At 70.9% G+C, this 21829-nt stretch carries 20 protein-coding genes and 1 tRNA gene; 16 read left to right on the top strand and 5 right to left on the bottom strand.

The genetic code is table 11. The annotated features are described in order from the left end of the window. A complete protein-coding gene (locus J3P36_RS08740; protein WP_210507210.1) occupies positions 1-756 on the top strand; it encodes a phosphoglyceromutase in 756 nt (251 codons plus the stop codon). Between the two features lie 782 nt (positions 757-1538). Here J3P36_RS08740 and phoU read toward each other — a convergent pair. Then, positions 1539-2189 carry a phosphate signaling complex protein PhoU gene (gene phoU, locus J3P36_RS08735; RefSeq protein WP_210507208.1) on the bottom strand — a complete coding sequence of 217 codons (651 nt, stop codon included), beginning with the start codon at positions 2187-2189 and terminating at the stop codon, positions 1539-1541. 155 nt (positions 2190-2344) lie between these two features. On the opposite strand from phoU, the gene J3P36_RS08730 reads away from it, so the two are divergent. Next, on the top strand, positions 2345-3502 hold the full coding sequence (locus tag J3P36_RS08730; protein WP_210507206.1) for a cell wall metabolism sensor histidine kinase WalK: 1158 nt from the start codon (positions 2345-2347) through the stop codon (positions 3500-3502). After that, complete coding sequence (locus J3P36_RS08725) at positions 3499-4188, top strand: response regulator transcription factor (protein ID WP_210507205.1); 690 nt, start codon at positions 3499-3501, stop codon at positions 4186-4188. The genes J3P36_RS08730 and J3P36_RS08725 overlap by 4 nt, the downstream gene beginning before the upstream one ends. Positions 4189-4402: 214 nt before the next feature. Here J3P36_RS08725 and J3P36_RS08720 read toward each other — a convergent pair whose 3' ends face one another. Continuing rightward, positions 4403-5011 (bottom strand): DNA modification methylase, encoded by a 609-nt coding sequence (locus J3P36_RS08720; protein ID WP_210507203.1) that lies wholly within the window; start codon positions 5009-5011, stop codon positions 4403-4405. A 170-nt stretch (positions 5012-5181) separates the two neighbouring features. On the opposite strand from J3P36_RS08720, the gene J3P36_RS08715 reads away from it, so the two are divergent. The 4 genes from J3P36_RS08715 to rlmB are packed head-to-tail and all read left to right on the top strand — an operon-like array spanning position 5182 to position 9248. After that, on the top strand, positions 5182-5664 hold the full coding sequence (locus J3P36_RS08715; protein WP_210507201.1) for a CarD family transcriptional regulator: 483 nt from the start codon (positions 5182-5184) through the stop codon (positions 5662-5664). A 9-nt stretch (positions 5665-5673) separates the two neighbouring features. Beyond that, entirely contained in the window at positions 5674-6828 is a 1155-nt protein-coding gene (gene ispD / locus J3P36_RS08710) for a 2-C-methyl-D-erythritol 4-phosphate cytidylyltransferase (protein WP_307807010.1), read from the top strand. Positions 6829-6832: 4 nt separating this feature from the next. Next, positions 6833-8263, top strand: a complete 1431-nt coding sequence (gene cysS / locus J3P36_RS08705) for a cysteine--tRNA ligase (protein ID WP_210507199.1) — start codon at positions 6833-6835, stop codon at positions 8261-8263. After that, positions 8256-9248, top strand: a complete 993-nt coding sequence (gene rlmB / locus J3P36_RS08700) for a 23S rRNA (guanosine(2251)-2'-O)-methyltransferase RlmB (protein ID WP_210507197.1) — start codon at positions 8256-8258, stop codon at positions 9246-9248. Before cysS ends, rlmB begins: the two co-directional genes overlap by 8 nt. A gap of 109 nt (positions 9249-9357) precedes the next feature. Here rlmB and J3P36_RS08695 read toward each other — a convergent pair whose 3' ends face one another. Together J3P36_RS08695 and J3P36_RS08690 are read right to left on the bottom strand one after the other, a co-directional pair. Continuing rightward, positions 9358-10659 (bottom strand): DUF4032 domain-containing protein, encoded by a 1302-nt coding sequence (locus J3P36_RS08695; protein ID WP_210507195.1) that lies wholly within the window; start codon positions 10657-10659, stop codon positions 9358-9360. 67 nt (positions 10660-10726) lie between these two features. Then, positions 10727-11827, bottom strand: coding sequence for an ABC transporter ATP-binding protein (locus J3P36_RS08690; RefSeq protein ID WP_210507193.1), 1101 nt, complete (start codon positions 11825-11827; stop codon positions 10727-10729). A 252-nt stretch (positions 11828-12079) separates the two neighbouring features. Between J3P36_RS08690 and J3P36_RS08685 the strand changes: the two genes are divergently transcribed. The 7 genes from J3P36_RS08685 (at position 12080) to J3P36_RS08655 (ending at position 17652) form a co-directional block, all read left to right on the top strand. Next, complete coding sequence (locus J3P36_RS08685; RefSeq protein WP_210507191.1) at positions 12080-12997, top strand: thioredoxin domain-containing protein; 918 nt, start codon at positions 12080-12082, stop codon at positions 12995-12997. Positions 12998-13105: 108 nt separating this feature from the next. Beyond that, positions 13106-13178, top strand: a tRNA-Thr gene (locus J3P36_RS08680). A 277-nt stretch (positions 13179-13455) separates the two neighbouring features. Then, positions 13456-14313 carry a MetQ/NlpA family ABC transporter substrate-binding protein gene (locus J3P36_RS08675; protein ID WP_210507189.1) on the top strand — a complete coding sequence of 286 codons (858 nt, stop codon included), beginning with the start codon at positions 13456-13458 and terminating at the stop codon, positions 14311-14313. Beyond that, positions 14310-15341 (top strand): methionine ABC transporter ATP-binding protein, encoded by a 1032-nt coding sequence (locus J3P36_RS08670; RefSeq protein ID WP_246854476.1) that lies wholly within the window; start codon positions 14310-14312, stop codon positions 15339-15341. The genes J3P36_RS08675 and J3P36_RS08670 overlap by 4 nt, the downstream gene beginning before the upstream one ends. Beyond that, the gene (locus J3P36_RS08665) at positions 15338-16006 is read left to right on the top strand and encodes a methionine ABC transporter permease (protein WP_210507185.1); all 669 of its coding nucleotides are present in this window, start codon (positions 15338-15340) and stop codon (positions 16004-16006) included. Before J3P36_RS08670 ends, J3P36_RS08665 begins: the two co-directional genes overlap by 4 nt. Positions 16007-16008: 2 nt before the next feature. Next, complete coding sequence (locus J3P36_RS08660) at positions 16009-17178, top strand: pyridoxal phosphate-dependent aminotransferase (protein WP_210507183.1); 1170 nt, start codon at positions 16009-16011, stop codon at positions 17176-17178. Next, the gene (locus J3P36_RS08655; protein WP_210507181.1) at positions 17179-17652 is read left to right on the top strand and encodes an S-ribosylhomocysteine lyase; all 474 of its coding nucleotides are present in this window, start codon (positions 17179-17181) and stop codon (positions 17650-17652) included. A gap of 18 nt (positions 17653-17670) precedes the next feature. On the opposite strand, the gene J3P36_RS08650 is transcribed toward J3P36_RS08655, so the two are convergent. Then, a complete protein-coding gene (locus tag J3P36_RS08650) occupies positions 17671-19056 on the bottom strand; it encodes an FAD-binding oxidoreductase (protein ID WP_210507179.1) in 1386 nt (461 codons plus the stop codon). A gap of 98 nt (positions 19057-19154) precedes the next feature. Between J3P36_RS08650 and J3P36_RS08645 the strand changes: the two genes are divergently transcribed. After that, on the top strand, positions 19155-20186 hold the full coding sequence (locus J3P36_RS08645) for an isopenicillin N synthase family oxygenase (RefSeq protein WP_210507177.1): 1032 nt from the start codon (positions 19155-19157) through the stop codon (positions 20184-20186). Between the two features lie 307 nt (positions 20187-20493). Further along, positions 20494-21741 carry a cobalamin-independent methionine synthase II family protein gene (locus tag J3P36_RS08640; RefSeq protein ID WP_210507175.1) on the top strand — a complete coding sequence of 416 codons (1248 nt, stop codon included), beginning with the start codon at positions 20494-20496 and terminating at the stop codon, positions 21739-21741. Positions 21742-21829: the final 88 nt, after the last annotated feature.

The raw sequence follows: 21829 nt of genomic DNA, 5'->3' as shown, positions 1-21829 counted from the left end.
ATGGCAGCCCCCTACACGCTCGTCCTGCTCCGCCACGGTTCCAGCGAGTGGAACGAGAAGGGACTCTTCACCGGCTGGGTGGACGTCCGGCTCTCCGAGACGGGGGTGAAGGAGGCGATCCGCGCCGGCGAGTTGCTGCGCGACTCCGGCATCGCCCCCGACGTCGTCTACACCTCCCTGCTCTCGCGGGCCATCCAGACGGCGAACTACGCGCTGTCGGAGGCGGACCTGCTCTGGCTGGAGACGAAGCGCAGCTGGCGGCTCAACGAGCGCCACTACGGCGACCTGCAGGGCAAGGACAAGGCCGCGACGCTCGAGCAGTACGGCCAGGAGCAGTTCATGACGTGGCGCCGCTCGTTCGACGTGCCGCCGCCCGAGATCTCGGACGACAACGAGTTCTCGCAGTCGAACGACCCCCGCTACGCGGACATCGGCTCGGACAACCCGAAGACGGAGTCGCTGAAGGACGTCATCGCACGCTTCCTCCCGTACTGGGAGGTGGAGATCAAGCCGCAGCTGCGCGCCGGCCGCACCGTGCTGGTGGCCGCGCACGGCAACTCGCTGCGCGCCCTGGTGAAGCACCTCGACGGCATCTCGGACGAGGACATCGCGAATCTCAACCTGCCGACCGGCATCCCGCTCGTCTACAAGCTGGACGAGAACCTGAAGCCCACCATCCCGGGTGGCGAGTACCTCGACCCGGAGGCCGCCGCCGCCGGCGCCGCCGCGGTCGCGGCCCAGGGCACCAAGAAGTAGGTCCGCCCTTCGGCGGGGCGTGCCCCTCCAGCAGGTAGCCGAGCCGTTCAGCAGGCACCGAGCGCCTCCAGCAGGCAAGACAGGGCCGGTTCTGCCTGCTGAGGTGCCTCCGTGCCTGCTGAAGGGTGTGGCAGTGCCGTCCGCTGGCTGACGGAGGGGTGCCGTCATCAGTCGGGCGCGTCGCTCAGGAGCGGGGATGACCTGCTCCGGTAGGGACCGCCGACCGCTTCAGCAGGAACCGAAGTCCTTCAGCAGGAACCGAAGGCCTTCAGCAGGCAAAACAGGGCCGGTTCTGACTGCTGAGGTGCCTCCGTGCCTGCTGAAGGGAGTGGCAGTGCCGTCCGCTGGCTGACGGAGGGGTGCCGTCATCGGTCGGGTGCGTCGCTCAGGAGCGGGGATGACCTGCTCCGACAGGGACCGCCGACCGCTTCAGCCGGAACCGAAGTCCTTCAGCAGGCGCCGAAGGCCTCCAGCAGGCAAAACAGGGCCCGTTCTACCTGCTGAGTCGCTTCCGCACCTGCTGAACCCATTGCCACTCACCCGGGTGCAGTCCGCGGGGGAGCAGCCACCGGACTCCAATGCGCCTTGGCGAAGTCCGTCCGAGCGATGCCGAAGGCGAGCGTGAGGAGGGGGCGCCGCCGAGGCGAGTTTTGCGCGCCATGCTTGGCGCGCAACTGTCTGAGCAGCGGTGGCGCCCCCTCCTCACGCGAACGCGCCCGGAGCCGAGACCCAGAGCGGCCGCCCTCGCCAGGCGGAGGACGGCCGCTCACGCGAGCCGAGGGCTACGCCGAGACCACCCAATCGCCGGTCGCGAGGTACTGGACCTTCTTGGCGATGGACACGGCGTGGTCGGCGAAGCGCTCGTGGTAGCGGGAGGCGAGGGTGGCGTCGACGGTGTCGACGGCCGCGCCCTTCCAGGTCTCGCCGAGCACCTTGTCGAAGACGCCGAGGTGCAGCTCGTCGACGTTGTCGTCGTCGTTGCGGATCTCCTCGGCCAGGCGAACGTCCTGGCTGCGGAGCAGCTCGACGAGCTTCCGCGCGATGCTGACGTCGAGCCGGCCCATCTCGGCGAAGGTGGGGCGGAGGCTCTTCGGGACGACCTTGTCGGGGAACCGGTACCGGGCGAGCTGGGCGATGTGCGAGGCGAGGTCGCCCATCCGCTCGAGGGAGGCGCTGATCCGCAGGGCGCTCACGACGATGCGCAGGTCGCGGGCGACCGGCTGCTGGCGGGCCAGGATGTTGATGGCCAGCTCGTCGAGGCTGAGCGCGAGCTCGTCGATGCGGTCGTCGTCGGCGATGACCTGCTCGGCGAGGCTGACGTCGGACTCGTTGAAGGCCCGGGTCGCGTGCTCGATGGACGCGGCCACGAGCTCGGCGATGGTGACGAGGCGCTCGCGCACCTCGGTGAGCTCCTGCTGGAAGACTTCGCGCATGATTCCCTACTCCGGCGCCCGCCGCCGTCGACCGGCCAGTCTTCGGCGGGAAGGTTAACAGCAGGTGCCGTATCGCTGAACCCTCTCGGAATTAGCGCCGTCCGGACGGTCCCAGTGGCGTTGGGGAGGCGAGGGGCCCTCATAGTCTAGGCATCATGCAATCCGCGTGGCTGGTGCCGCTGGCCATGCTCTTCGGGCTGGTCGTGGGCTCGGGGCTGACGCTGCTCGTCACCCTGTCGGTGCGCCGCGGCTCCCATGCCGCGGAGGCGGTGTCCGAGAGCGTGCCGGACGGTATCGACGGGATGCTCGACGCTCTCGGCTCGCCCGCCATGGTGCTCGACCCGTCGAACACGGTGGTGAAGCACTCTCCGGGTGCCGCGGCGCTGGGCCTGCTGCACCAGCGGGCGCTGCTCCACCCCGCCCTCATCGAGGTGGTCGAGGAGGTGCGCCGTAGCGACGAGCCGGTGGTGCGCGATCTGCTGCTGCCCCGGGGCCCGTTCGGCGACTCGAACCTGACGGTGGTGGCGCGCGGCGCCCGGCTGGGCGTCCGGTACGTGCTCCTCATGGTGGAGGACCGGTCGGAGGCGCTGCGCCTCGAGGATGTGCGGCGCGACTTCGTGGCGAACATCAGCCACGAGCTGAAGACGCCGATCGGGGCGATCACCCTGCTGTCGGAGGCGCTCGACTCGGCCGCGGACGACCCCGGCGTCGTGCGCCGCTTCGCCGCCCGGCTCGACACGGAGGCGCACCGACTCAGCCGGATCACCCAGGAGATCATCGAGCTGTCCCGCCTTCAGGCGGCGGATGCGCTGAAGTCGCCCGAGCTGGTCGACATCGGCCACGTCGTGGCGAGCGCGATCGACCAGAACTCGGTGCCGGCCGCCGGCCGCTCGATCGAGCTGGTGCGCGGCGGGGCGAAGCGCGCGGCGGTGTACGGCGACGAGGCGCTTCTCATCGTGGCGGTGCACAACCTGATCGCGAACGCGATCCAGTACTCGCCCGAGCACGGGCGAATCGGCGTGGGGGTGCGCGTCGCGGACGGACTCGTTGAGATCGCCGTGACCGACCAGGGCATCGGGATCGCCGAGGAGGACCGGGAGCGCGTCTTCGAGCGCTTCTACCGGGTGGACCGTGCCCGGTCGCGGAACACGGGGGGCTCCGGTCTCGGGCTCGCCATTGTCAAGCACGTCGTGCAGAACCACGGCGGCGAGGTGCGACTGTGGTCGCAGCCCGGGCGGGGATCGACGTTCACGATCCGCATCCCCGAGGCATCAGAGGCACGAGCGGCAGCGCTCGGATTGGAGTCAGCGTGACGCGCATCCTTCTCGTCGAGGACGAGCCGGCCCTCAGCGAGCCCCTCGCGTTCCTGCTGGAGCGCGAGGGCTACGAGGTGACGGTGGCCGCGGACGGGCCGTCCGCGATCGCCGAGTTCGGTGCGGGCGGGGTCGATCTGGTGCTCCTCGACCTGATGCTGCCGGGCCTCCCCGGCACCGAGGTCTGTCGCGAGATCCGCTCCCGCTCGTCGGTGCCGATCATCATGCTGACCGCGAAGGACTCCGAGGTGGACATCGTGGTGGGGCTGGAGCTGGGGGCGGACGACTACGTCACCAAGCCCTACTCGACCCGCGAGCTGCTCGCCCGCATCCGGGCGGTCCTGCGCCGCCAGGCGGAGCCGGAGGACATCCAGAACGTCCTGCACGTCGGTCCGGTCAAGATGGATGTCGAGCGCCACATCGTCGCCGTGGACGGCGGCACCGTGCCCATGCCGCTGAAGGAATTCGACCTGCTCGAGCTGCTGCTCCGCAACGCGGGGCGGGTGCTCACCCGGGGTCAGCTGATCGACCGTGTCTGGGGCGCCGACTACTTCGGCGACACCAAGACCCTCGACGTGCACATCAAGCGCCTGCGGGCGAAGATCGAGCAGAACCCGTCGGAGCCGTCGCTCCTCGTGACGGTCCGCGGCCTCGGCTACCGCATCGAGGACGTCCCGCCGGTCTGACCGACGTGCGGCCCGCGCGTCCGCCCCGGTGATTGAGGAGCGCGGGCAGCGCGCGTCTCGAAATCACAGGACGTACCTGCGGACCGAACCAGCGATGGCGAGTCCGAAGACCGGCGCGCGTGATCTCGAGACGCCGACCTGCGGCCGGCTCCTCAATCACCGGGATCGAGGGGCGGACCGGCCGCCCTCACAAACCGGAGGAGGGGAGGAGGGGCTACTCCGCGGTGTCGACGGAGTCGCCCGGCTGGCCCTCACCCGAGTTGTCGCCCTCGTCGATGGTGCCCTCGGTGGGCGTCGGCGCGGGAACCGGCTCTGCGGTCGGCGTGGGCGTGGGCGTGGGGCTCGGGCTCGGCGTCAGGTTGTTGTACTCGGCGAGCGTCGTGTCGAGGACGGGGACCTGGAGGTCGGCGCCCTCGGAGTCGCCGCTCTGGAAGTAGACCGGGAACAGGGCGCCCGGGATGGTGTCGATGTCCTCGAAGACGATCTGGTCGCTGTCGCCCCAGCCGTAGGTGACGGTCGAGTTCGCGGGGATGGTGAGGTCGACGGTGGAGCGGCCGGCGGTGGCGCTCTCGTACTGGACGGTGAGGGGCTGCTCGTCCTCGGTCGGGTTGATCACCGAGACGACGAGGTTGCCGCGGTCGCCCTCCTCGCTGATGAGGAGCGCGTTGCGCACGTCGAGCTTGCCGATGTCCGCACCGACGCCGTCACTGGGGTCGTACTTGCGGGGGAGGATGATCGAGCCGTTGGTGAACGAGCAGCCGGCGATCGCGACAGCCAGCACAGCCGCCAGCAGGGCGGAAACCGCCGAGCGGACCTTGAGCACAGTCTTCCCTTCCCGCGGACAGGACGGCGTGCCGGTGCCTCGCTCAGGCAGCCTCCGGGCGTCCTCCGCGATCCCGAGCCTACTGCACCGCCTTCCGGCGCCTGAGGACCCTCGGGCCGCGAAACGCCCCCCGTGCTACAATTGTCGCCGGTCGAAAGGACTCATCACCCATGCTTTTCGAGGTCGGAGAGACTGTCGTTTACCCCCACCACGGGGCTGCAACCATCACTGAGGTCAAAAAGAGGATGGTGAAGGGTGAGGAGAAGGTATACCTCAAGCTGAACGTCACTCAAGGCGACCTGACGATCGAGGTGCCGGCGGAGAACGTCGACCTCGTCGGCGTCCGTGACGTGATCGGCAAGGAGGGCCTCGACCGCGTGTTCGAGGTGCTGCGCGCCCCGTTCACCGAGGAGCCCACCAACTGGTCCCGCCGCTACAAGGCGAACCTCGAGAAGCTCGCCTCCGGCGACGTGATCAAGGTGTCCGAGGTCGTCCGCGACCTGTGGCGCCGCGACCAGGACCGCGGCCTGTCGGCGGGTGAGAAGCGCATGCTCGCCAAGGCGCGTCAGATCCTGATCTCCGAGCTCGCTCTCGCCGAGAAGACCGACGAGGACAAGGCGTCCACGGTTCTCGACGAGGTCCTCGCCTCCTAGTCCCCGGCCGTGACCTCGGTCGCGGTCATCCTCGTCGCCGCCGGCGCGGGGAGCCGCCTGGGATTCGGCGTGCCGAAGGCGTTCGTCCCGCTCGCGGGGCGGCCGATGCTCGCGCACGCGCTGGATAGCCTGCGCGGCATGCGTTCGGCGCCGCAGGTGGTCGTCGTCGCGCCGGCGACGCACCTGGATGCCTCGCGGGCGATGGTCGCTCACCTCGCGGGCGCCGCCGTCGTCGCGGGCGGCGCCAGTCGGCAGCAGTCGGTGCTCGCGGGGCTCGCCGCCGTCGATCCCGACGTGCGCACGATCCTCGTGCACGACGCGGCCCGCGCGCTCACCCCGTCGAGCCAGCTCGACCGGGTCGTCGCGGCCGTGGAGTCGAGCGGGCGCGGTGCCGTTCCGGGCATGCCCGTCGCCGACACCATCAAGCGCGTCGACGCGGCGGGCGCGATCGCGGAGACGGTCGACCGCGCAGCTCTCGCCGCGGTGCAGACCCCGCAGGGGTTCCCCCGCGCCGAGCTCGAGGCCGCGTACGCTTCGGTGGCCGAGGAGCACACGGATGACGCCGCCGTGTACGCCGCGGCCGGGCTGCCGGTCGACGTCGTGCCCGGATCGCCGCTCGCCTTCAAGGTGACGACGGCCAACGACCTGCGCCGCGCCGAGCTGCTCCTCGCGGCCGAGGCCGCACCCCGCACGGGCATCGGCATCGACGTGCATGCCTTCGGCGGCGACGGACCGCTGCGGCTCGCCCTGCTCGACTGGCCGGGGGAGCAGGGCCTCGCCGGGCACAGCGACGGCGACGCCGTGGCGCACGCCGTCTGCGACGCGCTGCTCTCCGCCGCCGGACAGGGCGACATCGGCGGGCGCTTCGGCACCGACGACCCCCGCTATGCCGGCGCCTCCGGCACCGTGTTCCTCGAGGGAGCCGTCGCGATCCTCGCGGAGGCCGGCTGGGAGCCGGTCAACGTCGCGGTGCAGCTGGTCGGCAACCGGCCGCGGTTCGCCGCCCGCCGGGAGGAGGCGCAGGCCGCGCTCACCGCCGTCGTCGGCGCTCCCGTCAGCGTCTCCGCCACCACGACGGACGGGCTCGGCTTCACGGGCCGAGGCGAGGGCATCACCGCCGTCGCGACCGCCCTCATCCGTCCGGCCGTGCGATCCCTAAGCTAGCTGCGTGGCTCTGCGACTCTACGACTCCCTCGAGGCCCGGCTTCGGAAGTTCGAGCCCCTCGTCCCCGGCGAGGTCGGCATGTACGTCTGCGGTCCCACCGTGCAGTCGTCGCCGCACATCGGCCACCTCCGCTCCGCGCTGGCGTACGACCTCTGGCGGCGCTGGCTCACCTACCGCGGCCACCGCGTGACCTTCATCCGCAACGTCACCGACATCGACGACAAGATCCTCGCGTTCGCCGCGAAGCCCGGCGACGCCGCGGGCGAGCAGTGGTGGGCGCTCGCCTACCGGTACGAGCTCGAGTTCACGACCGCGTACACCCGCCTCGGCGTGCTGCCGCCGACCTACGAGCCTCGGGCGACCGCGAGCATCCAGCAGATGCTCGACCTCATCGCCCGGCTGATCGAGAAGGGGCACGCCTACGCGGCGCCGGACGGCTCCGGTGACGTCTACTTCGACACGAAGAGCTGGCCCGCCTACGGCGCCCTCACCCGTCAGTCGCTCGACGACATGGTGGCGGCTGCCGACGCGGATCCGCGCGGCAAGCGCGATCCCCGCGACTTCGCCCTCTGGAAGGGCCGCAAGGAGGACGAGCCGGAGTCCGCGTCCTGGCCGTCGCCGTGGGGTGCGGGCCGGCCCGGCTGGCACGTCGAGTGCTCCGCGATGTCGGCGCGCTACCTCGGCTCGGCCTTCGACATCCACGGCGGCGGCCTCGACCTCCGCTTCCCGCACCACGAGAACGAGCTCGCGCAGTCCACCGCCGCCGGCGACGACTTCGCCAAGTACTGGGTGCACAACGGGCTCGTCACGGTCGAGGGCCAGAAGATGTCGAAGTCGCTCGGCAACTCGATCTACGCGGCCGAGTTCCTCGCCGAGTCCGAGCCGGTGGTCGTGCGCTACTACCTCTCGTCGACCCACTACCGCTCCACCCTCGACTACCACGAGGGCGCCCTGCGCGAGGCGGAGGCGGCCTACGACCGCATCCGCACCTTCCTCGAGCGCTCCACCCGCGAGCTCGAGCGGGCGGGAGTCGCCGCCGAGCGCGCCGACGTCGTGCCGCAGGCGTTCGGCGAGGCGCTCGACGACGACCTGTCGACGCCGGAAGCGTTCGCGGTGCTGCACGAGACGGTGCGCGCCGGCAACGCCCTGCTCGACGAGGGGAGCCTGGAGACGGCGGCGGACCGCCGCGCCGAGGTGCTGGCCATGGTTCGCGTCCTCGGCATCGACCCCTCCGACCCGCAGTGGTCCGGAGGAGGGGACACGGCCGCCGAGGGGGCGCTGCGCGTCCTCGTCGAGCGGCTCCTCACCGAGCGGCAGGAGGCGCGCGCGACGCGCGACTTCGCCCGCGCGGACCTCATTCGCAACGAACTGGCCGAGGCGGGCATCGCGCTCGAGGACGCGCCGGGCGGCACGCATTGGAGCATCGATGGCTGAGCGCAAGGGACGGCCGGGCGCCGTCCGCAAGACGAGCAAGGGCCCGAAGGTCGGCACCGGCGGCCACGGCCGCAAGTCGCTCGAGGGCAAGGGGCCGACGCCGAAGGCGGAGGACCGCACCTACCACCCCGCCGGCAAGCGCAAGGCGGCCGCCGAGCGGGCCGCCGCCCGCGCCGGTCAGCGGCCGAACACCGCTCGTCCGGCTCGCAAGCCGAAGTCGAGCGACGAGTCCGAGGTCGTCTCCGGCCGCAACTCGGTCGTCGAGGCGCTGCGGGCGAAGATCCCGGCGACCGCCCTGTACGTCGCGGTGCGCATCGAGATGGACGACCGCGTGCGCGAGGCGATCGCGCTCGCCGGCCGCCGCAACATCCCCCTCCTCGAGATCACCCGGCCCGAGCTCGAGCGGCTGACCGGTGAGGACGCCGTGCACCAGGGCATCGCCCTCAAGGTGCCGCCGTACGAGTACTCCCACCCGATCGAGCTGCTCGATCAGATCGAGGACCGCGGCGAGGTGCCGCTCATCGTGGCCGTCGACGGCATCACCGATCCGCGCAACCTGGGGGCGATCCTCCGGTCCGTCGCCGCGTTCGGCGGCCAGGCGGTCGTGGTGCCGCAGCGGCGGTCCGTCGGGGTGACCGCGTCCGCGTGGAAGACGTCCGCCGGTGCCGCGGCCCGCATCCCCGTCGCGATGGCGTCGAACCTCACGCAGACGCTCAAGTCGCTGAAGGAGCGCGGCCTGTTCGTGATCGGCCTCGACGCGGGCGGCGACACCTCGCTGCCCGGCCTCGAGCTCGCCTCCGGCCCGCTCGTCGTCGTCGTCGGCAGCGAGGGCAAGGGCCTGTCCCGCCTCGTCACCGAGACGTGCGACGCGGTCGTGTCGATCCCGATCACCGCGTCGACGGAGTCGCTCAACGCGGGCATCGCGGCGAGCGTCGCCCTCTACGAGATCGCGAAGCTCCGAGCGGAGCGCGCCGCCGCCTCCTGACCCAGCGGCGCCCGCTCGGCGCGGGAGAAACGCACTCGCCGCGGGCGATACGACACCCGCGAGGAGTGCGTTTCACCCGCGGCGAGCAGCGGAGCGGTCGCGCCCGGGATCAGACCTTGGAGCGCCAGTCGTCGTCGGCGTCTTCCTCTTCCGCGGCCTCGGCCATCGGCAGGGTGAGGACGCCGGTCGGCGGGTTGATCATCGTCGCCTCGTCTCGGCGGTGCCGCAGGATGTCGTCGATGTAGGCGGCGACGGCCTCGGCGAGGGGCACGTCGCGGGACTGCTTCTGCGACATGAACCAGCGGTGCTCGAGCAGCTGGTGGAACACCTCGGCGGGCTCCAGCTTGCCCTTCAGGTCCTTCGGGATTGCGCGCACGACGGGCTCGAAGACCTGAGCCACCCACTCGTGGGCGGCGGCCTCCTCGTCCTGGTCATCACGGCCGAAGGTGGCCCGGTAGGAGTCGAGGTCGTTGAGCAGGCGCCGGGCCTGGTTCTCCTGCGCGTCGATCCCGGTGAGGCGCAGCAGGCGGCGCGAGTGGTGGCCCGCGTCGACGACCTTCGGCTGGATGCGCACGTTCGTGCCGGTCTCGTCCGTCTTGATGGCGAGCTCCTCGATGTCGAAGCCGAGCTCGTTGAGCCGGTCGACGCGCTGGTTGATGCGCCACCGCTCGCCGCGCGGGAACACCTCCCAGCCGGTGAGCTCCTTCCAGAGCTTCCGGTAGACGCCGACGATCCGCTCGCTGACCTCGACCGGGTCGACGCCCTCCTCGGTGCGGCCGCCCGCCTCGAGGTCCATCAGCTCGCCGGCGATGTTCACGCGCGCGACCTCGAGGTCGTTCTCGCGCTGGCCGTTGCTGAGTCCGCCCTGATAGAGCTTGCCGGTCTCCGCGTCGACCAGGTACGCGGCGAAGGAGCCGGCGTCGCGGCGGAAGAGCGTGTTCGAGAGCGAGACATCGCCCCAGAAGAAGCCGATGATGTGCAGCCGCACCAGCAGCAGTGCGAGCGCGTCGACGAGGCGGGTGGCCGTGTCGGGGCGCAGCGCCTGCGAGAACAGGGCGCGGTAGGGGAGGGAGAACTTGAGGTGCCGCGTGACGAGCACCGCGTCGAGCGGCTGCCCGTTCTCGTCGGTGCGGTTGGAGATGACGGCGACCGGGTCGACGCAGGGGATCTCGAGCCTCTGCAGCGTGCGCAGCATGTCGTACTCGCGACGGGCCAGGTCCTCGGAGGTCTCCTTGACCGCGATGACGTAGCCGGAGAGGTTCGCGAAGCGGACGAGGTGCCGCGAGATGCCCTTCGGCAGGGCCGCGATGTTCTTGTCGGGCCAGGCCTCGAGGGGAAGGTCCCAGGGGAGGTCGAGCAGGGCCGGATCGACCATGGCCGCTGTGATGTTGAGGGAACCGGGGTTAGCCATGAGTATCCAAGCTTAAGCGAAGGGCCCGCTGCTCAGAAGCAGCGGGCCCTTCGATGGTGATGTCTCGTCAGCTGACGACGGCGCGGTGCGAGAGCCGGTCGCCGGTCTCGACGTCGAAGACGTGGAGGTGGCGGGGCTGCGGCGTCAGGTAGACGATGTCGCCGGCGTTCGGGTGGATGCGGCCGTCGACGCGCGCGACGATGTCCGTGCGGCGACCCTCCACCTCGGAGTGGCCGTAGAGGTAGCCGTCGGCGCCGAGCTCCTCGACGAGGTCGACCTCCACCTGGAGGCCCTCACCGCGGGTGCCCGTGACGACGAGGTCCTCGGGGCGGACACCGATGGTGACCTGGCTGCCGTGCGCGCCGGCCGTCTCGTCACGCTCGAGCGGGACGAGTGCGGTGCCGAAGCGGACGCCGCCCTCGACGAGGTCCGCCGGGAACAGGTTCATGGCGGGGCTGCCGATGAAGCCGGCGACGAACACGTTGTTGGGCATCTCGTACAGGTCACGCGGGGTGCCGACCTGCTGGAGGACGCCGTCCTTGAGGACCGCGATGCGGTCACCCATCGTCAGGGCCTCGGTCTGGTCGTGCGTGACGTAGACCGTGGTGACGCCGAGGCGACGCTGCAGCGACGCGATCTGCGTGCGGGTCTGGACGCGGAGCTTGGCGTCGAGGTTCGACAGCGGCTCGTCCATGAGGAACACCTGCGGCTGGCGCACGATGGCGCGGCCCATGGCGACGCGCTGACGCTGACCACCGGAGAGCGCCTTCGGCTTGCGGTTCAGGTAGGGCTCGAGGTCGAGGAGCTTGGCGGCCTCGAGGACGCGCGAGGCGCGCTCGTCCTTGCCGACGCCCGCGATCTTCAGGGCGAAGCCCATGTTCTCGGCGACCGTCATGTGCGGGTACAGCGCGTAGTTCTGGAAGACCATCGCGATGTCGCGGTCCTTCGGCGGAACGTCCGTGACGTTGCGGTCGCCGATGAGGATGCTGCCCGAGTTGACCTCCTCGAGGCCCGCGAGCATGCGGAGCGAGGTCGACTTGCCACAGCCCGACGGGCCGACGAGGACGAGGAACTCGCCGTCGGCGATGTCGAGGTTGAGCGCGTCGACAGCGGGGCGGGTGGAACCCGGGTAGAGCCGGGTGGCGTTGTCGAACGTGACAGTTGCCATGGTTGTTTCTCCTTCACCGGCAGGTACGTGCCGGACGATCCGTAGTGATGGAAACGTCGACCAACATCGGCCGACCCGCCGCCAGTATGGCATTGATTGCGGAGACCCGTCATCCCGGGCCCTTCGCGGCCCTCGCTCGGGCTCTGCGGACTCGCCGCCCAGGCGTCGTTCTGAGCATTCCCAGGAGTCAGCCCCTACGATTCTGAGCGCATCTCGCGTGTGTTTCGCGCGCCCACCACTAGGAGTTCACCTGTGACCAACGCCGGAGGTTCGGCACGGCCGTCGAAGAACGAGCGCCGCGAGGCCGCCCGTGAGAAGGCGCGCCAGCTGCGCGAGGAGCAGCGGAAGCGGGAGCGGCGCAACAAGGCGATCCTCTTCTCGAGCATCGGCATCGCGGCGGTCGCGATCGTCGCGGTCGTGGCGTTCATCATCTTCACGTCGATCCGCCCGGCGGGCCCCGGCCCCGCGAACATGGCGAGCGACGGCATCAAGATCGGCACTGGGCTCGCCGCGGTCGAGACCCCGGCCCTGCCCGCCGACTCGGACCCCGTGCCGTCGGAGGCGAACCCGGCGAACGTGGTCGACATCCAGGTCTACGTCGACTACCTCTGCCCCTTCTGCGGCCAGTTCGAGGCCACCAACCAGGAGCAGATCGAGAGCTGGGTGAACGAGGGCAGCGCGACCATCGAGTACCACCCGATCGCCATCCTCAACAGCAACTCCCAGGGCACCCGCTACTCGACCCGCGCGGCGAACGCGGCCGCCTGCGTCGCGAACTACTCGCCCGACAGCTTCTTCGCCTTCAACGCGCTGCTGTTCGAGAACCAGCCGGAGGAGAACACCCCCGGCCTCGATGACGCGACCCTCATCGACCTGACCACGCAGGCGGACGTCAGCTCGGCGGGCCGCATCGAGGAGTGCATCAACGACGGGACCTTCAACTCGTGGGTGACCGACGCCACCGACCGCGCCCTCAACGGCCCCCTGCCGAACACGGACGTGGAGAAGGTGACCGGCACGCCGACCGTGCTCGTCAACGGCAGCCAGTACACCGGCTCGCTCGCTGACCCGGATGAGTTCGCGTCCTTCGTGCTGCAGCAGTCGGCGACCCCCTCGGCCACCCCGACTCCGACGCCGACCCCGACCCCGACGCCGACCCCCGCCGGCTGACCGCCGCCGGCGGATCCGGGCCGCCCCTCGCGCCCGCGCCTGGGGTCCACCGTCGCGGCGTCGCTCGGCGGGCGCTCGTAGGATGGGTGCCGCGGGCGCAGCCCGCAGGCCGACTTGGCGCAATTGGTAGCGCACCCGACTTGTAATCGGGCGGTTACGGGTTCAAGTCCCGTAGTCGGCTCAGAAATCCACCGACGGCACCGGGGCAGCGGCGGGTCACGCGAACCGGTAGGACGTGGAGACCGGCTCGGTCAGGCGGATGGTCAGATCGTCCCGATCGATGCCGGCAACGACGCGACCACCCGACACCACGACGGTGGCGAATGACGCCCCGCGGTGTGTTGCGTCCTGTGACGGGCCCGCTCGGACTGCCATCGCGCCCCTGAATAGCCTGCTCCAGGTGGCGCCGGGATGGCCGGTCCACGCACAGCAGCAGTTCCACAGCGAAAGAGGCCCGCATGAAGATCGCCCGCGCCGCACTCCTGGGAGCCGTCACGGCCGCCCTCGTTCTCGGCACCACCGCCTGCAGCGGCGGCTCGTCCGCGTCCGAGACGGAGGCGTCCTCGGGCGCCGCGGCCACGAAGACCGACATCAAGGTCGGCTTCAACCCCGGTCCCTACCGCGAGATGTTCGAGGGCGGCATCGTCCCGATCCTCGAGGAGGAGGGATACCGCGTGGAGTCGGTGGACTTCACGGACGGCATCGTCGTCAACACCGCCGTCGCGAGCGGCGAGATCGACGCCAACATCATGCAGCACCCGGTCTACCTCGAGTTCGTGAACAGCCAGGAGGGGATCGACAACGAGGCGCTCGTCCAGATCCCGACCCCCCGGATGGCCCTGTTCAGGGGAAAGTCCACGTCGCTCGACGACGTGAAGGACGGCGCCAGCGTCACCGTGCCGAACTCCCCGAGCAACCTCTACCGCGGTCTGCTCATCCTGCGCGACGCCGGACTGATCGACTTCGAGGACGTCGACGACCCGAACACCGCGGACCTCTCGATCATCACCTCGAACCCGCACAACCTGGACATCACTCCCATCGAGAACGCCCAGCAGGTGCCCGCACTCCAGGACGTCGACTACGCGACCATCCAGGGCAACTTCATCGTCGCGGGCGGCCTCGACTACGAGGACGCGCTCGCGGTCGAGGACCAGCCCATCGAGTTCTCCAACGTGGTGACCGTGCGCGCGGAGGACGTGGACTCCGAGTGGGCGCAGGCGATCAAGGCGGCGTACCAGTCGCCGGAGTTCATCGAGTACATCGAGTCGGACTCGCAGTACGACGGCTACAACCTCCCCGAATGGTTCAATTGACCGCTCCGAGCGAGGGTCGGATCCTCTTCGAGGGCGTCTCGAAGTCGTTCCAGCGAGGGGCCGCCGCGACGGCGGCCCTTCGCGATGTCCGGCTCGAGATCGCTCCGGGGACGATCTTCGGTGTGATCGGGTACAGCGGTGCCGGCAAGTCCACCCTGATCCGAATGGTCAACGGCCTCGAGAAGCCCACCTCCGGACGGGTGATCGTCGACGGCATCGACATCGCCGCCCTCCGGGGGGCCCGCCTGCGGGAGGCCCAGAAGCGGACCGGCATGATCTTCCAGCAGTTCAACCTGCTCGAGACAGTCCGGGTCCGCGACAACGTCGCGATGCCGCTGCGGCTCGACGGGGTCGGCGCGTCCGCTGCGCGCGCGCGGGCCGACGAGGTGCTCGACTTCGTGGGGCTTGGCGCGAAGGCGGACAGCTACCCCGGGGAGCTCTCCGGGGGCCAGAAGCAGCGGGTCGGCATCGCGCGCGCCCTCGCCCGGAACCCGAAGATCCTCCTCGCCGACGAGGCGACGAGCGCCCTCGATCCCACGACCACTGCCCAGATCATCGAGCTGCTCCGGAACGTCAACCGGGAGTACGGGACCACCATCCTCGTGGTCACCCACGAGATGGATGTCATCAAGGACCTCGCTCGCGAGGTCGCGGTCATGGCGGACGGCGCAGTCGTCGAGCAGGGTCCGGTCCTCGACACCTTCCTGCGTCCGCAGACCTCGATCGCCCGCGACTTCGTCACGACCGTCGTGCCGCAGGGACTGCCCGACCGGGTCGTGGCCCATCTCGGGGGCGAGGGCCTGTGGCGGCTGCTCATGGTGGACGACGAGGTGACGCAGCCGCTCATCTCGGACCTCATCACCCGCATCGGCGTCGGCGTCAACATGCTGCACGCCGACATGACGGAGATCCAGGACCACACCGTGGGACAGATGATCGTGAAGGTCACCGGCCCCGGCGACCGGGTCGCGGCGGCGCGGGCCTTCCTCGCTGAGCGGGTCGTGCATCTCGAGGAGGTCGCGGCATGAACGACGACCGGTGGACCCTCATCACTCCCGACCTGTTCGGCGACGCGCTCGCCGAGACGCTGCAGATGCTGGGGGTCGCCCTCGTGCTGGGGTCCCTCCTCGGCATCGTGATCGGCGCGGTCCTCGCGCTCACCCGGCCGGGCGGCGTCCTGGAGAACCGCCCGCTGAGCCTCGTGCTGGCGACGATGGTCAACATCGTGCGCTCGCTGCCGTTCATCATCCTGCTCGTCGCCATCCTGCCCTTCACCCGCCTGCTGGTGGGGACGAGCATCGGGGTCTGGGCGGCGATCGTGCCCCTGACGGTGATGATCGCGCCGTACATCGGCCGTCTCGTCGAGAACTCCCTCCTTGAGGTCCCGAGCGGGGTGATCGAGGCGGCGCGCGCCATGGGGGCATCGCCGATGCAGATCTTCTGGCGCTTCCTGCTGCCGGAGGCGCGCGGGTCGCTGATCCTCGCCGTGACGATCGCCTCCGTCGGGCTCCTCGACGCGACCGCGATGGCGGGGACCGTCGGGGCGGGCGGCATCGGTGACCTCGCCCTGTCGTACGGCTATCAGCGGTACGACGGGTTCGCGATGATCCTCACCGTCGTGACGCTCATCCTCCTGGTCCAGGGTCTCCAGCTCATCGGCACGCGGCTGGCGCGGCGCTACCGGAGGCGGTAGGAGTGGTCGACTTCGTCCCGGCGCAGCGCGTCCAGGCGCTTCCGCCGAACTTCTGGGGCGCCATGGACCGGGAGGTCCTGCGCCTGTCCGCGCAGCCGGGCGCACGGATGATCGACGTGTCGAAGGGCAACCCCGACCTGCCCACGCCGCCGCACATCGTGGAGGCGATGCAGCGAGAGGTGGCCGATCCCGTCCACCACCGCTACCCGCCGTACGCGGGACGGCGCTCGCTCCGCGAGGCGGTCGTGCGCCGCTACCGCGCGGATCACGGAGTGGACCTCGACCCGGACGAGCATGTCGCCGTCTTCCACGGCTCGCACGAGGGCTTCATGGCCGCCCTGCTCGCGCTCGTCGATCCGGGGACCCGGGTGCTCCTGCCCGACCCCGGCTATCCGATCTACACCTCGGCGGTCGACCTCGCCGGAGGGGTCGTCGTGCCGCTGCCGCTCGACGCACCCGCGTTCCAGCCGGACTTCGCCGCGGTCGACCACGTCGACCGGGCGAGTGCCCTCGTGCTCAACTACCCGAACAACCCCACCGGCGCCCTCGCGACGCGCGCGACGTTCGAGCAGGCGGTCGCCTTCGCGGAGCGGTCCGGAGCCGCGTTCGTGCACGACTTCGCCTACTCGTCCCTCGGCTTCGAGGGCCGCCGGCCCCTGTCCGCGCTCACGGTGGATCCCGAGCTCTCGGTGTCGGTCGAGGTCCAGACCCTCTCCAAGACCTACAGCATGGCCGGCTGGCGGATCGGCTTCGCGGCGGGCAACGCGTCCATCATCGCGGCCATGCGGCGGTACCAGTCGCACGCCTTCAGCGCGCTCTTCGGGGCCACCCAGGAGGCCGCCGCGCGGGCGCTCGACGGCGACCAGGAGGTCGTCCACGAGCTGGTGAGGGTGTACGAACGCCGCCGCGATCTGGTGGTCGCCGGACTCCGCGCGACCGGGTGGGACGTGAGCCCGCCGGAGGGCACCTTCTTCGTCTGGGTGCGCCTGCCCGACGGCGGGAACGCGGTGGAGTTCGCCCGCCGGCTCCGGGAGGAGCAGCGCGTGGCGGTGGCCCCCGGCGACGGCTTCGGCACGCGCGGCCGCGGCTGGATCCGGATCGGCCTCGTCCAGGACGAGGCCACTCTGCAGGAGATGATCGAGCGCGTGAACGCGTTCACGAGGAGGAACTGAATGGCGGAGATCGAGAGCTTCACGCTGGACCACACGGCGGTGCTCGCGCCCTACGTGCGGCGGATCGCGGTGGAGCACGGCCCGGGCGGCGGCACCATCACAAACTTCGACGTCCGGCTGGTGCAGCCCAACGCGGGGGAGATCCCCACCGCCGGCCTGCACACGCTCGAGCACATGCTCGCCGGGCTGCTGCGCGACCGGATCGACGGCGTGATCGACATCTCGCCCTTCGGCTGCCGGACCGGCTTCCACCTGCTGATGTGGGGCGAGCCGGAGACGGCCGACGTGGTCGCGGCGCTCTCGGGAAGCCTGCGATTCGTCGCCGAGGAGGCGACCGAGGCGGACATCCCCGGGGTGTCGGCGCGGGAGTGCGGGAACTACCGCGACCACTCGCTGCACTCCGCCCGGGAGTGGTCGCGGTCGGTGCTCGAACTCGGCGTCAGCCGCGACGCGTTCGCGCGGGTGGGGGTCTGACGCCGCTCCGGCGGAGGCTCAGATCCCGCCGAGCTTCCGCCCGGGGTTGAGGATCCCCTTCGGATCGAACACCGCCTTGACGCCGTGCTGCAGCTCCAGGATCCTCGGCGCGAGCTCGCCCGCGATCGCGTCGAGCTTGAGGGTGCCGATGCCGTGCTCGCCGGCGACCGTGCCGCCCAGCGTCTGAGCGAGGGCGAGCAGCTCGCCTTCGGCCTGACGAGCGGCGGCCGCCTCGGCGGCATCCGACGGGTCGAACACGATCGTCGGGTGGAGGTTCCCGTCGCCGACATGCCCGGCGAGGCTGATCTCGACGCCGAGCCGGCTCTGGATCTCAGCCGCGCCCTCCACCAGGGCCGGCAGCTGCGAACGCGGCACCGCGAGGTCGCCGTGGGTCGCCCCGCCGCGGACCGCGGTGAGCGCGGGGTTCAGGGCCCGTCGCGCGGCGAACAGGTCCTCCACGGCGTGCGGATCCTCGGCGCGCGCCACGGTGATCGCCCCGTGGTCCCGGAACGCCGCGGCGAAAGACTCCAGGTCCTCCTCCGCGCCCTCCCGCACGTCCGTGACGGCGATGAGCCACGCCGTGGCGTCGGCCGGAAGGGGGATCTCGGGCAGCACGATCCGCACCCCGCGGAGGGCCACCCCGTCGAGGAACTCGAGCGTGGACGGGAGTCGCGGTCCGGCCGCGATCGTGCCGGCTGCCGCGATGGCGTCGGCGACGGTGCGGAAGGTGCCCGCGACGGCCCTGCTCGGTCCCGGAGCGGGGAGCAGAGCGAGCGTCGCCTCCGTCACCACGGCGAGGACGCCCTCGGACCCGACGATCAGGCTCGTGAGGTCGAGCCCCGCCACCCCTTTCGCGGTCGCGGGGCGCGTGCGCACCACCGTCCCGTCGGCGAGCACCACCTCCAGTGAGCGGACGGCATCCCGCGTCACGCCATACTTCACGCACCGCATGCCGCCGGCATTGGTCGCGATCGTCCCGCCGACCGTGGCGCGGTCCGCTGACGCGGGATCCGGCGCGTAGAACAGCCCCTGCGCGGCGGCGGCCCTCTGCAGGTCCGCGATCACCACGCCCGGCTGGACGACCGCGACGCCGTCGACCGCATCGATCCGGAGGATCCGGTCCATGCGGCTGAGGTCGAGAAGCACCGCCCCCTCCATCGCGGCCGCAGCACCGACGAGTCCGGACCGAGCGCCCTGCGGCACCACGGGCACTTGAAGCTCGTCGGCGGTCCTGAGCACTTCGGCCACCTGCTCGGTCGTGCGGGGGCGGACGAGCACGGCGGCGACGCCGGACGGGGCGGAGCGGGACATGTCCTGCCCACCGGGCGCCAGGGCATCCGGCTCCGTGACCACCGCATCGGGCGGCAGCAGAGAGCGGAGGCGATCGATCAGCGGGCTCGTCATCGCCTCAAGGGTAGGGATTCGACGACCGCCCCGGCCCCAGCCCGTCATGCTCGGAAACAAACCGCGGTCGGGCGGAAGCGCCTCGTTAGCGTCGAGCCATGACTGATACGCCCATCCCCGTCCTCGACCTGTCGCTGCTGGATCAGGGACCGTCCGCCGTCGCCAGGTTCCACGAGGAGCTCCGCCGGGCCACCCACGAGGTCGGCTTCTTCACCCTCGTCGGGCACGGCATCCCCGACGAGCTGCAGGAGCGGCTCCTCGCGGCGTCGCGCGCCTTCTTCGCCCTGCCGGACGAGGACAAGCTGGAGATCGAGAACCTGAAGTCGCCGTTCTTCCGCGGCTACGCCCGGGTCGGCGGGGAGCTGACGCAGGGCCGGGTCGACTGGCGTGAGCAGATCGACATCGGCCCCGGCCGACCGGCGCGGGAGCTCGGGCCCGACGACCCGGCCTACCTGCGCCTCGAGGGTCCGAACCAGTGGCCGACCGCCCTCCCCGAGCTGCGCCCGATCATCGAGGAGTGGCAGGAGCGCCTGAGCGACATCGGCCGCCGCCTGCTGGTGGCGTGGGCGGACGCGCTGGGAGCGGGCCCGGAGCAGCTCCTCGACCTCTTCGCCGAGGAGCCGTCGATCCATGTGAAGGTCGCGCGCTATCCGGGCAAGCCGGCGACGGCCGAGTCCCGGCAGGGAGTCGGCAGCCATAAGGACGGCGGCGCGCTCACGCTCCTGTGGATCGAGCCCGGCGCCGGCGGCCTCCAGGTCGAGTACCAGGGGGAGTGGCACGACGTCCCGCCCCAGCAGGGCGCCCTGATTGTCAACATCGGGGAGCTCCTCGAGTGGGCGACCGACGGCTACCTCCGTGCCACGGTGCACCGCGTGCTCGCCCCCGCCGAGGGCAGCGAGCGCATCTCCGTCCCCTTCTTCTTCAACCCCCGACTGGACGCCACCGTTCCGCGGCTCGACATCGCTCCCGAGTACCGCGCCGCGGCCCGCGGCGTGGAGCAGGACCCCGGCAACGTAATCCACGGCGTCTACGGCGAGAACCTGCTGAAGTCGCGGCTGCGCGCTCACCCCGACGTCGCGGCCATCCACCACCCCGACCTTCTCGAGCAGCGCGCGCCCGTCGCGGGCTGACATCGCCGACCGCCCTCGAGCGGCGACGTGCACCGGCCCCCTCGCCCGTCCTCCCGGACGCCGCGAGGGGGCTTCGCCGTCCTCGGGACACGTCAGCCGCCCCGACAAAGAAGCGACACCCGAGGCATCCTCAACGGAACGTAACATCCGTGCCTCCGCCCTCTGTCGCCTGCCATCGTGGGAGCCACGCAGCGCACCACGCGAAGCCTCGCCGCGCGGCTCGGCCCTCCTCGGGACGCCGCGCATCGCCTGCGATTCCACCCTTCCCTGGAGTCGCTCGTCGACTCGTCACACCGAGGCAGCAGAGATGTCATTCGAGAACACCGATTCCCTCCAGTCCACCCACGCCGGATCCCTCCCGCGGACCCCCGAGCTCCTCGCCGCCAATGAGGCGCGCCGGTTCGGGGACGACGGCTTCACGCTCGAGAAGACCCCCGAGTTCGTCGAGCTGCTCGGCTCGGCCGTCACCGATGTCGTCGCCCGCCAGGTCGCGGCGGGCCTCACCCAGCCGAACGACGGCGAGTTCGGCAAGACGATGTCGAGCCCTGTCGACTACGGAGCGTGGTGGACCTACTCGTTCCAGCGGACCGCCGGACTGTCGCTCACGGACGTCGACATCTTCTCCCAGCCGACCGCCGTCTCCGCGCCCGGCGACATCCGGCTCACCTCGTTCCCGGACCGGCGGGACTGGACCCTCTTCCGCGACGCCTACCTCGACCCCACCTCCGGCATCTCGACCGGCAAGCAGGCCTCGGCGTTCCCGACGACCACGGGACCCTTGGCGTACACCGGCCAGGACGCGGTGGCCGGGGACATCGCGCACCTCACCGCCGCCCTCGCTGAGACCGGAGCCGGCGACGGCTTCATCACCGCCCTGTCCCCGGGGAGCGCATCGCGCATCGCCAACGAGTACTACGCCACCGAGGAGGAGCACATCTGGGCGTGGGCCGACGTGCTCCGCGAGGAGTACACCGCGATCCTCGACGCCGGGCTGATCCTGCAGATCGACGACCCGTCGATCGCCGAGAACTGGGACCAGATCACCCCGGAGCCGAGCGTCGAGGACTACCGGGCCTTCACCCGCATCCGGGTGGAAGCGCTGAACCACGCGATCCGCGGCCTTCCGCAGGACCGCATCCGGTTCCACCTCTGTTGGGGAAGCTGGCACGGCCCCCACACCACGGACATCGAGCTCAAGGACATCGTGGGCCTCCTGCTCGAGATCGACGCGGGCGCGTACTCGTTCGAGGCCGGCAACGTGCGGCACGAGCACGAGTGGACCGTCTGGAACGAGGTCGCGCTCCCGGAGGGGAAGGTCCTCCTCCCCGGTGTCGTCAGCCACTCCACCAACGTGGTCGAGCACCCCGACCTGGTCGCCCAGCGCCTCCTCCGCTTCACCGACGCGGTCGGCCGGGAGCGGGTCATCGCCTCCACCGACTGCGGCCTCGGCGGCCGGGTCCACCCCCAGATCGCCTGGGCGAAGCTCGAGAGCCTTGCCGAGGGCGCGCGGCGCGCGAGTGCGCAGCTGTGGTCGCCCTCGACGGTCCTGGTCTGAGGCCGGCTTGCGCACGGCACCTCGACCCGCATGCGCCTAGGGTCGAGGTGCCGGCGTGGGATCGCGCCCGGAAGGGGCGGAGGACGCG

It is taken from the genome of Naasia sp. SYSU D00057 (assembly GCF_017916505.1).
GTDB lineage: Bacteria > Actinomycetota > Actinomycetes > Actinomycetales > Microbacteriaceae > Naasia.
Note: the sequence above shows the minus strand (reverse complement) of the source record. Positions and strands in the feature narration are given on the sequence as shown.